Raw genomic sequence first — 13,260 nt, 5'->3', positions numbered from 1 at the left:
GAGCCTATGGACGTCATCATCTATCACAACCCTTCCTGCGGCACCTCGCGCAACACGCTCGGCCTGATCCGCAACGCCGGGATCGAGCCGCACGTGATCGAATATCTGAAGTGCCCGCCGAGCCGGGCGCTGCTGAAGCAGCTGATCGCCCGCGCCGGACTGACGCTGCGGCAGGCGCTGCGCGAGAAGGGCACGCCTTACGCGGAGCTGAAGCTCGACGATCTGTCGCTCAGCGATGACGATCTGCTCGACGCCATGATCGCGCATCCGATCCTGATCCAGCGCCCGCTGGTGGTGACGCCGAACGGCGTGCGGCTGTGCCGGCCATCGGAACAAGTCCTCGACCTGCTACCACCGCAGCAAGGCGAATTCCGCAAGGAAGACGGCGAGCTGGTGGTCGACGCGAGCGGCCGGCGGGTAGCGACGGCGTAGTGCTTCTTTGAAGGTTGAGTGGCAGAAGGCGCCTGCCTCTCCACCGCCGTCATCGCTCGGCTTGTCCGGCGATCCAGTATTCCAGAGCGCCGCTGAGTTCGTGCGGCGATGTGAGTAGTTGAAAGCGGGCGCTCTGGAATACTGGATCCCCGCCTACGCGGGGATGACGTTGGTGCGGGGATCGTGCCGCTCCCATCCAGGAGTCACCGGTTCGCCAAGAGAGGCCCCTGATGTCCACCTTCGAACGCTATCTCACCCTCTGGGTCGCGCTGTGCATCGTCGTCGGAATCGGGCTCGGGCATTTGATGCCGGGGGCGTTTCAGGTGATCGGGGCGGCGGAGATCGCCAAGGTCAACCTGCCGGTGGCGGCGCTGATCTGGCTGATGATCATTCCGATGCTGGTGCGGATCGACTTCGCGGCGCTCGGACGGGTGCGCGAGCACTGGCGAGGCATCGGCGTGACACTGTTCATCAACTGGGCGGTCAAGCCGTTCTCGATGGCGGCGCTGGCGTGGCTGTTCGTCGGTTATCTGTTCAAACCGTATCTGCCGGCCGAGCAGATCAACTCCTACATCGCCGGGCTGATCATTCTCGCCGCCGCGCCGTGCACCGCGATGGTGTTCGTATGGTCGAACCTGACCAAAGGCGAGCCGCATTTCACCCTCAGCCAAGTCGCGCTCAACGACACCATTATGGTGTTTGCCTTCGCGCCGATCGTCGGCTTGCTGCTCGGACTGTCGGCCATCACCGTGCCATGGGACACGTTGGTGCTGTCGGTGGTGCTGTACATCGTCGTGCCGGTGCTCATCGCGCAGGGCCTCCGACGCTGGACGCTGGCGTCAGGAGGGGACACGCAACTCCAGCGGCTGCTCGGCGTGTTCCAGCCGCTGTCGCTGGTGGCGCTGCTGGCGACGTTGGTGCTGCTGTTCGGCTTTCAGGGCGAGCAGATCATCAAGCAGCCGCTGGTCATTGCGCTGCTCGCGGTGCCGATCCTGATCCAGGTGTATTTCAACGCCGGGCTGGCGTACCTGCTCAATCGGCTGTCCGGCGAGCAGCATTGCGTCGCCGGCCCGTCGGCGCTGATCGGCGCCAGCAACTTCTTCGAACTCGCGGTCGCCGCGGCGATCAGCCTGTTCGGCTTCGAATCCGGTGCCGCGCTTGCCACCGTGGTCGGCGTGCTGATCGAGGTGCCGGTGATGCTGACGGTGGTCGCGATCGTCAACCGTTCCAAGCGCTGGTACGAAGCCGCTGCGGGCGCCCGGTGACGCGGACGCCGGGCTGACGGAGCCCTGATTAAGCGCCTCCGGCCGCCGCACGGAGCGTGGCGCGGGCGACGCCGAACGGTTCGCCCAGCGACAGGCCGCCGTCGATCACCAGCGTCTGACCGGTGATGTAGCCCGCCGCCGGCGAACACAGGAATGCCACCACCTCGGCGATCTCGGCGCCGGTGGCGGCGCGGCCGAGCGGCACCGCGGCTTCGAGCACCGCGCGATTGACCGGATCGTCGCTGAGCTTGGCGCCGACATCGCGATCGACCACGCCGGGCGCCACCGCATTGACCCGCACGCCGCTGCGGCCGAGATGCCAGGCGAGATAGCGGGTGAGCTGTTCGACGCCGGCCTTGGCGACGTGATAGGCGGCGGTCTCATGTGCGACGCTGCGCGCCAGCACCGACGACAGGTTGACGATCGCGCCGCGGGCCTGCGCCAGCTGCGGCAGCGCCGCCTGTGCGGTGAGCATGTAGCCGCGCAGCATCACCGCTTCGGTGGCATCCCACAGCACGGTGCTCTGCTCGGCGAATGGCGGCCGCGCCCGCTGCGTAGGCGCGGCGTTGTTGACCAGGATATCGAGCCCGCCGATCGCGGTCGCGCTCGCCGCCACCGTTGCGGCGATCGCGGCCTCGTCGCTCATGTCGCCGACGATGAAGCGCGCATCGCCGCCGGCGTCCCTGATCGCGCGTGCCGCCGCTTCGCCGGACTCGTGCTTGAGGTTGACCAGCACGACCTGCGCGCCCTGCAGCGCCAGCGTGCGGGCGATCGCAAGGCCGATACCCTGAGCGGCGCCGGTGACCATCGCGCGTCGGCCGTGCAGGGGCAGGGCGGTGCGATCGCTCATCGCGTCGCCGGCGATGGCGGCCGCGCCGGCCGCAGTTCGATCCGGCTCGCCAGCGCGCGCGGCGCGAATGACAGCGCGTCGATCACCGCCTGCGCGACGTCGTCGGCTGATAGGTGCCAGTCCTGCGGCGGCTCGCCGGCGAAATCGGTGGCGACCCGGCCCGGCATCACGCAACTGACGCGGATTCCTAACGGATGCAGTTCCTGCAGCAGCGATTCCGACAGCCCGAGCAGGCCGAATTTCGAGGCGCAATACGCCGCGCCGCCGCCATAGGCGTTGACGCTGGAGCGGCTGCCGATGTTGACGATGGCGCCGCCGCCGCGCGCCTTCAGCGCCGGGATCGCGTAGTGGCAGCAATAGAACGCGCCGGTGAGGTTGGTATCGAGGGTGAGCCGCCAGTGCTCAGGCGGAAACGTCTCGACCGGTCCGAGCAGGCCGACCCCGGCGTTGTTAACCAGGATGTCGAGGCCGTCGAACGCCGTGACGGTGTGCTCGACCAGCCGCTGTACCGCCGCTTCGTCGCGGACGTCGCAGGCGAGGCCGTGAACCCGGCCGTGCACGCCGTCGCGCAGCGCCGGCAGCGCCTGCGCGATTTCGCTCTCGTCGCGGGCGCAGATCATCACCGATGCGCCGGCCTGCGCCAGCGACCGCGCGATCGCAAAGCCGATCCCTTTGCTGCCGCCGGTGACCAGCGCTGCCTTGCCGGCGAAACTCATGCGTGCACCTGTTGGCGCTGCGGCTGCGGCAACGGCCGCGTCAGACCGCGCGGCATTGGACCCGCGAACCAGTCCGGCGGCTGCTCGACATGCGCCAGCGCCAGCAGTTCGGGGAATTGTGCGACGCGGTTCTGCCAATAGGCGGACGTCGCGGTGAGCCGCAGGAAGTCGGCGCGATGATGGGCGTGACGCTGCGCGTCGCCGAGCAGGTGATAGGCGTGCGCCAGCGCCGCGGCCATCGAGGCGTCGTAGGGATAGCCATCGTGGATCGCCTCGATCCAGCGCGCCAGCTTGGCGGCATTGCCGCCGCGGCGGAAGTTCGGATTGTCGAGGAAGTTGGCGACCAAGTTGAAACTGAACCAGATCTCCTTCTGCTGTTCGAGATCCGGCACGCTGTCGCGGTCGATCTCGAAGATCTCCCAGCCGGTGCGCAGCACGCGGTCGCGCGCGAAGCGGTAGCCGAATTCGCCGCGCTCGGCGGAGCGTCCCGGATTGATGGTCTTGTCGTAGCGCTCTTCCTTGGCGCGCGCGTCGCCGAGCGATTGGAATGCCGAGAACATCTCGGTGCCCTTCAGCGGCTGGCAGATGTAGAAGCTCGCCCAGTCGCTGGCGAGCTCGACCGCCAGATCGTAGCTGTCCATCATCTGGCCGAAGGTTTCGTCGGGAAAGCCGATGATGAAATTGGTCGAGACGAACACCTCCGGATATTTGGCGAACAGCTCGGCGCGGGCGCGCAGCTTCGGCTTGGTGGTCGGCTTCTTGATCGTCTTCAGCATCGCGTCGTTGCCGGATTCGACGCCGATCTTGAAGGCGCGCAGGCCGGACGCGACCATCGCCTGCATCACCTCGTCGTCGATCGCCACCGCGATCAGACCGTTGCTGGCGGTCCATTCCAGCCCCGGCACCTGCTCGGCGAGGCCCCTGAACAGCGCCAGCGCGCGCTCCCGGTCCCACAGCAGATCGTCGTCGAGCCAGTCGATCGAGCGGATGCCGTGATCGGTCACGAGGTGCTTCACCTCGTCGATCACGTCCTGCACCGTGCGTTGCCGCAGGCCGAAGCCGTTGAAGTTGCGCACCGTGCAGAAGGTGCAGCGGGCCCGGCAGCCGCGTGCGGCCAGCACGGTGGCGAACGGCTTGTCGGCGCCGACATAGCGCGAGAATGCGCCGAGCCCACCGTAGCGGTGATACTCCTCGATCTGGATCGCCGCATAGAACGGCGTGACGTCCCAGTTCACGGGATTATCCGGTGGCGGTGCGCCGAGCTCGACGATGGTGCCGGCCTCGGTGAACGCCATGCCGACCGGAACGGCGTCCGGGTTGCCGGCCAGCGCGCCGAGATAGCCGATCAGTTGCTGTTCGCCTTCGTGGCGGGCGACGATGTCGCACAGCCCGCTCGCCAGGATCTCCCGATAGTCGAACGTCGCCTGCACGCCGCCGCACAGGATCGGCACCTGCGGGAATTCGCTGCGGATCAGATCGATCACTTCGGTGAAGCACGGCTTGGTGGTGCCGAACATGTACGACACGCCGACATGCGGATGGGCGCAGGCTTTGATCGCATCGCGGACCAGATCGCGCCAAAGGCCGTAGTCGAAGGCCTCGCCATGCGCGGCCTTGAGCAATTGATGATTGATGTCGATCAGGTGGATGCCGAGCGCGGGATCGGCGGCGCGGGCGGCCGCGGCGAGATACAGCAGCCCCACCGGCGGGAAATTGTAGTAGCCGCCGCTGCGGGCGGTGGTGACGTCGAAATAGCTCTGCGGCACCAGCGCCGGCTGGATCAGGATCAGGTCGCTCGGCCGCTGCAGCGAACGGGCTGCGGCGAAGCGGTCGAACTCGGCGCGGATCCGGGCGCGATCATCCGGCGCGGAACTGATGGTCGAACCGACCTTGGTCATCGATGCGGGCTCGCACGCTTGCAGGAACGATTGAACGCAAAACAACCACGGACGCCGCCCGCTGATCCAAGCGCGGCGGCGCAAGACGAATCACTCCAATCACTCTGGGATGAGTAGAGGCGGAGCCGCGCCCCCGGGCTGCTCGGGAAACTACGCGGACGCCGGATCGCGGCCGATGAGCGGCGGCGGCCGGGAGCCGCGACCGCCGGCTAGGGGCAAGGGGATTGGCGCTCAGGCGCTGCGCAGATTCAGCCCGGTCGCGTCTTCGAGTTCGGCGATCGCCTGTTCGGCGCTGACGACCTTGATGGTCGCCATCCCCATCTCGCGCGCCGGCTTCAGATTGACGCCGAGGTCGTCGAGATAGACGCAAGCCTTCGGATCGACGCCGAGCGCCTCGATCATCATCTGGTAGATCTTCGGATCCGGCTTGCGCAGGCCGATCTTGGCGGATTCGATCACGTGATCGAACAGCGCCATCACCTCGGCGACGTACAGCGTCCGCCCCGAGCTCGAACCGATCGCGTTGGCCGGCAGATTGTTGGTAATGCAGCCGGTCTTGTGGTTCTGCTTGATGGTGCGCAGCGCCGCAACCATCTCGGGACGCAGCGTGCCGGACAGCAGCGGCAGGACGTCGCGGCCGCGCACCTCGGCGCCGAGCGCGCGGGATTCTTCAGCAAACAGCTCGTCGAAGGTGTCGAGATCGATTTCCGCGCGCTCGAATTTGGCCCAGGCGTTCTCGAAATGATTGGCGGCGTTGGTACGGCGGATGATGTCGATCGGCAGTCCGCGCTCGGTCTCGAACCGCGCAAATGCCTCGAACGGCGAACTCGTGAGCACCCCGCCGAAATCCCAGATCACCGCCTCGATCATCGCGTTCCATCTCCCCGCTGTTGTTTGCCGGAGCGCTATCACGCGCTCGCGGCGGCGACCAGTCTGATCGCCGATTTTGGGTTCCAATAATGGTTCCTATTTGCATCCCAATCCTGAACCTTTAGGCTGTTTCCTGAATCAGGTCGCCAATGACCTGAGAGGTGACGGGGCAGTTGCGTGCAGGGTCGGGGCATTGGTGAGGGGCTGAGGTCGAGCGTCGTAGACCGGGCACGTCGCGCACGAAGACGGCGGGTGCTTTCGTCCCTCCTCGGTTCGACCGCGCTGGTGGCGGTGGCCATGCCCGCGACGGCTCAGCAGGTCTGGGTCGGTGCCGATCAGATTTACAACACGCCTTCGAATTGGAGTGGCCCAGCCACCGTTCCGGACTCCAACGACACCGCCGTTTTCCGCAACAACGGCGCGTCGACGTCGCTGGTGCTGTCCGGCAGCACCACGCGCAACCCCGACGGTTTCACGTTCGAAGCCGGAGCGCCCGGCTTACTCATCGGGGTTCTGTCCGGCGCTCAGCTCAATTTCAACGGCGCCGGCATCGTGAACAATTCCGGCATCGCGCAGCAGCTGATCATCGGTTCGGGCGGTCAGATCGATTTTCGGGGCAGCAGCACCGCCGCAGACGTCAAGATAACGAATACCGGCGGGACACTGCTCTTCAGCCAGACATCGTCGGGCGGGACGGCGGAAGTCGTCAGTAACGGCGGGAATTTGGCGCTGCGGACCACCACGGGGGCGATCTCGATCGGATCGTTATCGGGCAGTGGAACCGTTCAGGCGACGGCGGTGGGCGGAGTTCCAGTCCAGGCTCTCACCATCGGTAGCCTGAACACCTCGACGGAATTCTCGGGCACGTTTGTCGATAACGGTGCCAAATTCGCGCTGGGCAAGACCGGGACCGGAACGCTGACCCTGACCGGTGACAGTTTCTACACCGGCGGCACCACGATCTCGGACGGAACCCTGCAGCTCGGCAATGGCGGCATCAGCGGCTCGATCACCGGCGACATCACCAACAATGCGACGCTCACCGTCAATCGCGGCAACAGCACCAGCCTCGGCGGCGCGATCTCCGGGACCGGACAATTGATCAAGCTCGGTGGCGCCATTCTGGCGCTGCTCGGCGACAACACCTACACCGGCGGCACGACGATCTCGGCCGGCACGCTGCGAGTCGGCAACGGTGCCACCGGCGGTTCGATCGTGGGCGACGTCGTCAACAACGGTGTGCTGGAGTTCAATCGGTTCGATTCGATCGGCTTCAACGGTGTGATCTCCGGTACCGGCAGCGTCACCAAGCTCGGCAACAACTCGATGCTGCTGGGCGGGGACAACACCTACACGGGCGGCACGACGATCAGCGGCGGTTATTTGCAGATCGGCACTGGCGGCACGACCGGGTCGATCGTCGGCGATGTCGTCAACAACGGGACGCTGGAATTCGCGCGTTCCGACGCCCATACGTTCAGCGGCGCTATTTCCGGCACCGGCAATCTGATCAGCTTCGGCGGCAGCGCCGGCAGTGGCGTTTTCACGGTGACCGGAACCAATACTTACACCGGCGGCACCACCGTCTCCAGAGGCACGTTGCAGATCGGCGACGGCGGTACGTCGGGGTCGATCCTCGGCAATGTCACCAACAACGCCACGCTCGCCTTCAATCGTTCCGACGCGACCAGCTTCGGCGGCGCGATCTCGGGTGGCGGCAATCTGATCAAGCGTGGCGCCGGCAACCTGTCGCTGACCGGTGTCAGCAGCTACACCGGCGCCACCACGGTCGAGGCCGGCACGCTCAGCGTCAACGGCTCGATCGCCTCGTCGTCGCTGACGACGGTGAGTTCCGGCGCTGCGCTCGGCGGCAACGGCACGGTCGGCACCACGCTGATCAACGGCGGCGCGCTGGCACCCGGCAATTCGATCGGCACGCTGAATGTCAGTGGCAACCTGACCTTCACGGCGGCATCGAGCTACATGGTCGAGGTGTCGCCGACCAGCGCCGACCGCGTCAACGTCTCGGGCTCGGCGACGCTCGGCGGCGCCACCGTGAACGCGTCTTTCGCCAGCGGCGGCTATGTCGAGCGGCAATACACAATCGTCAATGCGACCGGCGGCGTGGTCGGCACCTTCGGCACGCTGGTCAATACCAATCTGCCGTCCGGCTTCAGATCGAGCCTCGGCTACGACGCCAACAATGCCTATCTCAACCTGGTGCTCGACTATACGTCTGGCCCATCGGGCCCGTCGTCGGGAGTCAACGGCGGCCTCACCGGCAACCAGAGCCAGGTCGCCAACGCACTGAGCACTTACTTCGCGCGCAATGGCAGCATTCCGATCGTGTTCGGTGCGCTGACGCCGGCCGGGCTCAGCATCGCCTCCGGCGAAACGGCGACCGGCGCGCAGCAGTCGACGTTCAGTGCCATGACCCAGTTCCTGGGCGTGCTGACCGATCCGTCGAGCAACGGCCGCAGCGGGCGGGATGCAGCGTCAGGTCCGCTGGCCTACGCTGATCGCCCCGTGCGCGGCTCGGCGTCCGACGCCTACGCGATGATCACCAAGAGCGCTGCGGCGCCGTTCGTGCCGCATTGGAATGTATGGGGTGCCGGCTTCGGCGGCGCACAGACCACCGACGGCAATGCTTCGCTCGGCTCCGCCACCGCAACCAGCCGGCTTGCTGGCATTGCGGCCGGCGCCGATTACTGGCTGTCGCCGCAGACTGTCGCGGGTTTTGCGATGGCCGGCGGCGCCACGCAGTTCAGCCTGGCGGGCGGCCTCGGTTCGGGCACGTCGGATCTGATCCAGGTCGGCGGCTTCATCCGCCACAGTTTCGGTGCGAGCTATCTCACCGCCGCGGCGGCCTATGGCTGGCAGGACATCACCACCGAGCGGACCGTCGCGATCGGTGGCCTCAATCAACTCCGCGCCACCTTCAACGCCAACGCTTACTCCGCGCGGGTTGAAGCCGGGCATCGCTGGATCGCCCCGGTGATCGGGGGGCTTGGTCTGACGTCGTACGCTGCGGCCCAGGTCACCGCGTTCGATCTGCCGGCCTATGCCGAGCAGGCGGCGGGCGGGACAGGTGTATTCGCGCTCGGCTATGCGGCCAAGACCGTGACCGCGACGCGCAGCGAGTTCGGCCTGCGGACCGACAAGTCGTTCGCCCTCGATAGCGCGCTGCTGACGCTGCGCGGCCGTGCCGCATGGGCGCACGACTTCGATGTCGATCGGTCTGTGACAGCAACCTTCCAGACGCTGCCGGGCGCCAGCTTCGTGGTGAACGGCGCGCGGCCGGCGCGGGATGCGGCGCTGACCACTGTGTCGGCGGAAGTGAGTTGGCTGAACGGCTTCTCGGTCGCCGCCAGCTTCGAAGGCGAGTTCTCGGACGTCACCCGCAGCTACGCCGGCAAAGGACTGCTTCGCTACGCGTGGTGATCGCTCCGGTGAGGGTGGTCGGCCGCGGAACGCGCCTCAATGCATCGTCTTGCTGCTCTTGAGGAACGGCCGGCGGGCGGATTCGTGCTTCTCGTAGAGCTCGAGCCAGCGGCGGTCTTCCGGCCGGTACCACTCGTCCCGGGTGACCTGGGGCAGCGGCATGCTCTTGCTGATGATTTCCTCGAGGCGAAAATATTCGGCAGTCTCCTCCGCCGTCAGCCCAATCAGCACGCGGTTGCCTGAATCGTCGAGTTCGTAGTCGTCGTCCTTGATCATGCGGTTAGTTGACCAGGCGCGCGCGCGTGGTCAACGCGATTGCGGTTTTAACCTAACCAGTCAACCTTACCGGGCCGGTCCGAACTGGTAATCCTACGAGGTAGGTAGGCATTAACCGCTTCTTGTTCCCTTGCGGGTAGGTGTGGACTGCGGCGGTCTGACCGCGCGCACCTAGAAAAGGGACCGCGGAATGCTCAAATCGATATCGGCCCGGATGATCGTGGCCATCACGCTGGTGGCGATCGGCTCCTGTGTCGTGCTCGCCGGCTTCAGCGTGTGGCGCCAAAAAGCGACGATCGACGTCGCCCTGGAGCGCGAGCTGCGCGCCGATTTTGCCAACATCACCGCGGCGACCGAGGCCGAGACCCGAACTACGCTGGCGCTAAGCGACGTGCTGGCGGCGCTGCCGCCGCTGCGTGAGCTCACCAAGGCGAGCGACCGCGACGGGCTGATGAAGCTGCTCAAGGAAGGCCGCGACCTGACCACGCTGCGCGGGCTGTCGCTGTACACGATCCAGGTGCCGCCGGCGACGACGCTGATGCGCATCCACAATCCCAAGACCTTCGGTGACGACGTGTCGACGCGGCGCGCCATGGTGGTGCAGGCGATGACCACCGGCAAGGCGGTCGGCGGCATCGAGCCGGGGCTGGACAATCTCACCGTGTTCGGCACGACGCCGATGGTCGAGGACGGCAAAGTAATCGGCACCGTCGATATCGGCGCGCCGTTCGGCAAGGCGTTTGTCGAGCGGATGAAGGCGCGGTTCGGCGTAGACGTCGCGATCCTGCAGCTCAGCGGCGACAAGACCAACGTGATCGCGTCGAGCGTTGCCAATCCTGCCACCGATCTTGCGACGCTGCGCCGTGCGTTCGGCGGCGACCTGGTGATCGAAAAGGGCGAAGCCGACGGCAAGGCGATCGCTACCACCTTCGGCCCGCTCAAGCGGTTCTCCGGCGAGCCGGTTGCGGTGCTGATGATCATGCGCGACGCCAGCGCCTATGCGGCTCTGGAACGGCAATCGATGCAGTGGCTGGCCTTCGCGGCGATTGCTGCCGTGCTGGTCGCTGCCGCGATCGCGGTGTGGCTCGGCCGCAGCATGGCCAAGCCGATCCAAGCGCTGGGCAATGCGATGCGTGAGATCAGCAGCGGTCGTCACGACGTCGAGGTGCCGGGCCGCGGCCGCAGCGACGAGATCGGCTCGATGGCTCAGGCGGTCGAAGTGTTCAAAGAGGGGCTGATCGAAACCGGCCGGCTGCGCGCCGCGCAGGACGAGCAGCGGGTCACTCACGAAACCGAGCGCCGCAAGGCGATGCACGAGCTGGCGGCGCGGTTCGAGACCGGCGTCGGCAGCGTGGTCGAACTGGTCGGCTCGGCCGCGACCGAACTGCGCGGCACCGCGGACTCGATGGTCGGCACCGCGCGGGAATCCGAGCGCCGGCTGGTGGCCGCGACCGCGGCGTCGCAGCAGGCGACCTCGAATGCGCAGGCGGTCGCCGCTGCCGTGGAAGAGCTCGATGCCTCGATCACCGAAATCGGCAACCGGGTCGATCAATCGGCACGGGTCGCCGGCGAGGCGGCCACGCAGGCCGGCCGCACCAATGAAGAGGTGCGCAGTCTCGCCGAGGCCGCGCAGAAGATCGGCGAGGTGGTGACGCTGATCAGCGACATCGCTTCGCAGACCAATCTGCTGGCACTCAACGCCACCATCGAAGCGGCGCGTGCCGGCGATGCAGGCCGCGGCTTCGCGGTGGTCGCTGCCGAGGTGAAGGCGCTGGCCGAGCAGACCTCGAAGGCGACCGAGGAAATCACCACGCAGATCAACTCGATCCAGCAGGCAACGCAGTCGTCGGTGCAGGCAATCGAAGGCATCACCGGCACGGTGGCGCAGATCAACGAGATCGCCACCGCGATCGCCAGCGCAGTGCGCGAACAGAGCGCGGCGACGCGCGAGATCGCCCACAACGTTGCAGAGTCCGCGCGCTCCACCACGGAAGTCTCCAGCAACATTTCGGGCGTCAATGAAGCCGCGCGCGAGACCGGTGTTGCGGCGGGGCAAGTGGTCGAGTCCGCGTCGGAATTGTCGCGCAGCGGCGAGGCGCTGAAGACCCAGGTCGACACCTTCCTGCGCGAAGTCCGCGCCGCCTGATCAGGCGACAACGGCGACAGTGAGGCGCTGCGGGACACGACGTTCCGCGCGCCTCTTATGGTTAAGAAAACCTCGCCCAATACCGTTCAATTCTCTTTAATCAGATTGGTGGACTGTGCGCGCATGACGCGCGGAGTTCGTTTGTATCTCGTCGGCTCCTTCGTCCTCGTCTCTCTTGCGGGTTGCGGTCGCGGTCTGTTTCAGACCGCTGAGCGCGAACCGTGGCGGGCCGAGGCCGAGATCGCGTGCTTGAAATCCGGCGTGGTGCGCGAAGGACCGGATCTGGTCCGGATCGATCCGATCTCAGGCCCTGGTGTGTGTGGCGCTGAGTTTCCGCTGAAGGTCGCAGCGCTCGGTGAAACCGGCGCGATTGGTTTCGCCGACGACCTGCGTCCGCCGGGAGCGATCGGCGGCGGTAATCAAAGCCAGCCGCGCTGGCCAGGCGGCCAGCCACAGCCGAACTACGCGACACCTCAACGTGGCTATGCCGAGCCGCCCGCGCGCGCCCCGAACTACGGCACGCAGCCGCAGGCCGGCTACGGCGCGCCGCAGGGCGGCTACGGCAAAGCGCCGGTGTCGCTGAATGCGCCGGGCGTGGTGCCGGCTCAGGACGATATCGAACTGCCGCCGGAAGGCGAGCCATCGGCCGATCGCCCGCCGGCAGAGAACGTCACCGGCTATCCGCGCGGTGCGGCGCCGCAGGGCGGCTATCCCGGCGAAACGGAGCGGCCGCTGCCACGGCTCGGGCCGGGCCAGCAGGGCGGCATCACCGGCTCGGTCGGGCCGGTCGCGATCAAGCCGACCGCGACGCTGGCGTGCCCGATCGTGTCAGCGCTCGATCGCTGGCTGGCGGAGTCGGTGCAGCCCTCTGCGATGCGCTGGTTCGGCGTGCGCGTGGTCGAGATCAAGCAGATCTCGGCGTATTCGTGCCGCGGCATGAACGGCAATCCGAATGCTCACATCTCCGAGCACGCGTTCGGCAATGCGCTCGATATCGCCGCCTTCGTGCTGGCCGACGGTCGCCGCATCACGGTGAAGGGCGGTTGGCGCGGATTGCCGGAGGAGCAGGCGTTCCTGCACGACGTGCAGAATTCGGCGTGCCAGATGTTCACCACGGTGCTGGCGCCGGGCTCGAACGTCTATCACTACGATCACATTCACGTCGATCTGATGCGCCGGCGTAGCCAACGCACGATCTGCAAGCCGGCCGCGGTGTCCGGCGAAGTGATCGCGCAGCGGCTGCAGCAGCGCAATCCTTACGCGGGCAGCGCGTCGCCGGGCTCGGGTTGGAACGGCGTCACCGGCTCGATCGGCCGCAATGCGGCGCGTCACAAGGTCGATCGCGACGAGGCCGAGGACGATTAGT

10 protein-coding genes are annotated in these 13,260 nt (G+C 66.7%); 5 read left to right on the top strand and 5 right to left on the bottom strand.

What is annotated here, in order from left to right:
* The first annotated feature begins 6 nt into the window (after nucleotides 1–6).
* Together arsC and arsB are read left to right on the top strand one after the other, a co-directional pair.
* Complete coding sequence (arsC, locus tag RPPS3_RS18255) at nucleotides 7–432, top strand: arsenate reductase (glutaredoxin) (protein WP_107345326.1); 426 nt, start codon at nucleotides 7–9, stop codon at nucleotides 430–432.
* 230 nt (nucleotides 433–662) lie between these two features.
* Nucleotides 663–1,697: an ACR3 family arsenite efflux transporter gene (gene arsB, locus RPPS3_RS18250; protein WP_107345325.1), complete on the top strand. Its 1,035-nt coding sequence runs from the start codon at nucleotides 663–665 to the stop codon at nucleotides 1,695–1,697.
* A gap of 28 nt (nucleotides 1,698–1,725) precedes the next feature.
* Here arsB and RPPS3_RS18245 read toward each other — a convergent pair whose 3' ends face one another.
* The 4 genes from RPPS3_RS18245 to RPPS3_RS18230 form a co-directional block, all read right to left on the bottom strand.
* Complete coding sequence (locus tag RPPS3_RS18245) at nucleotides 1,726–2,547, bottom strand: SDR family NAD(P)-dependent oxidoreductase (protein ID WP_107345324.1); 822 nt, start codon at nucleotides 2,545–2,547, stop codon at nucleotides 1,726–1,728.
* Nucleotides 2,544–3,263: an SDR family oxidoreductase gene (locus RPPS3_RS18240; RefSeq protein WP_107345323.1), complete on the bottom strand. Its 720-nt coding sequence runs from the start codon at nucleotides 3,261–3,263 to the stop codon at nucleotides 2,544–2,546. Before RPPS3_RS18240 ends, RPPS3_RS18245 begins: the two co-directional genes overlap by 4 nt.
* Nucleotides 3,260–5,161 carry a B12-binding domain-containing radical SAM protein gene (locus RPPS3_RS18235; protein WP_107345322.1) on the bottom strand — a complete coding sequence of 634 codons (1,902 nt, stop codon included), beginning with the start codon at nucleotides 5,159–5,161 and terminating at the stop codon, nucleotides 3,260–3,262. Before RPPS3_RS18235 ends, RPPS3_RS18240 begins: the two co-directional genes overlap by 4 nt.
* A gap of 231 nt (nucleotides 5,162–5,392) precedes the next feature.
* Nucleotides 5,393–6,031, bottom strand: coding sequence for an HAD-IA family hydrolase (locus tag RPPS3_RS18230; protein ID WP_107345321.1), 639 nt, complete (start codon nucleotides 6,029–6,031; stop codon nucleotides 5,393–5,395).
* Between the two features lie 177 nt (nucleotides 6,032–6,208).
* On the opposite strand from RPPS3_RS18230, the gene RPPS3_RS18225 reads away from it, so the two are divergent.
* Nucleotides 6,209–9,472, top strand: coding sequence for an autotransporter outer membrane beta-barrel domain-containing protein (locus RPPS3_RS18225; protein ID WP_107345320.1), 3,264 nt, complete (start codon nucleotides 6,209–6,211; stop codon nucleotides 9,470–9,472).
* Nucleotides 9,473–9,508: 36 nt separating this feature from the next.
* Here the strand turns inward: RPPS3_RS18225 and RPPS3_RS18220 are convergent, their stop codons facing one another.
* On the bottom strand, nucleotides 9,509–9,748 hold the full coding sequence (locus RPPS3_RS18220; protein WP_107345319.1) for a hypothetical protein: 240 nt from the start codon (nucleotides 9,746–9,748) through the stop codon (nucleotides 9,509–9,511).
* Nucleotides 9,749–9,938: 190 nt separating this feature from the next.
* Between RPPS3_RS18220 and RPPS3_RS18215 the strand changes: the two genes are divergently transcribed.
* Together RPPS3_RS18215 and RPPS3_RS18210 are read left to right on the top strand one after the other, a co-directional pair.
* Nucleotides 9,939–11,894 carry a methyl-accepting chemotaxis protein gene (locus RPPS3_RS18215; protein WP_107345318.1) on the top strand — a complete coding sequence of 652 codons (1,956 nt, stop codon included), beginning with the start codon at nucleotides 9,939–9,941 and terminating at the stop codon, nucleotides 11,892–11,894.
* 123 nt (nucleotides 11,895–12,017) lie between these two features.
* The gene (locus tag RPPS3_RS18210) at nucleotides 12,018–13,259 is read left to right on the top strand and encodes an extensin-like domain-containing protein (RefSeq protein ID WP_107345317.1); all 1,242 of its coding nucleotides are present in this window, start codon (nucleotides 12,018–12,020) and stop codon (nucleotides 13,257–13,259) included.
* The last annotated feature ends 1 nt before the right edge of the window (nucleotide 13,260 follow it).

Source organism: Rhodopseudomonas palustris, from assembly GCF_003031265.1.
GTDB lineage: Bacteria > Pseudomonadota > Alphaproteobacteria > Rhizobiales > Xanthobacteraceae > Rhodopseudomonas > Rhodopseudomonas palustris_H.
This window is presented reverse-complemented; position numbering and strand designations above follow the sequence as displayed.

Coding starts and splice junctions, on each gene's coding strand:
- RPPS3_RS18215 (WP_107345318.1), top strand. CDS start 9,939: ATGCTCAAATCGATATCGGCCCGGATGATCGTGGCCATCACGCTGGTG.
- RPPS3_RS18245 (WP_107345324.1), bottom strand. CDS start 2,547: ATGAGCGATCGCACCGCCCTGCCCCTGCACGGCCGACGCGCGATGGTC.
- RPPS3_RS18220 (WP_107345319.1), bottom strand. CDS start 9,748: ATGATCAAGGACGACGACTACGAACTCGACGATTCAGGCAACCGCGTG.
- RPPS3_RS18230 (WP_107345321.1), bottom strand. CDS start 6,031: ATGATCGAGGCGGTGATCTGGGATTTCGGCGGGGTGCTCACGAGTTCG.
- RPPS3_RS18240 (WP_107345323.1), bottom strand. CDS start 3,263: ATGAGTTTCGCCGGCAAGGCAGCGCTGGTCACCGGCGGCAGCAAAGGG.
- arsC (WP_107345326.1), top strand. CDS start 7: ATGGACGTCATCATCTATCACAACCCTTCCTGCGGCACCTCGCGCAAC.
- RPPS3_RS18210 (WP_107345317.1), top strand. CDS start 12,018: ATGACGCGCGGAGTTCGTTTGTATCTCGTCGGCTCCTTCGTCCTCGTC.
- RPPS3_RS18235 (WP_107345322.1), bottom strand. CDS start 5,161: ATGACCAAGGTCGGTTCGACCATCAGTTCCGCGCCGGATGATCGCGCC.
- arsB (WP_107345325.1), top strand. CDS start 663: ATGTCCACCTTCGAACGCTATCTCACCCTCTGGGTCGCGCTGTGCATC.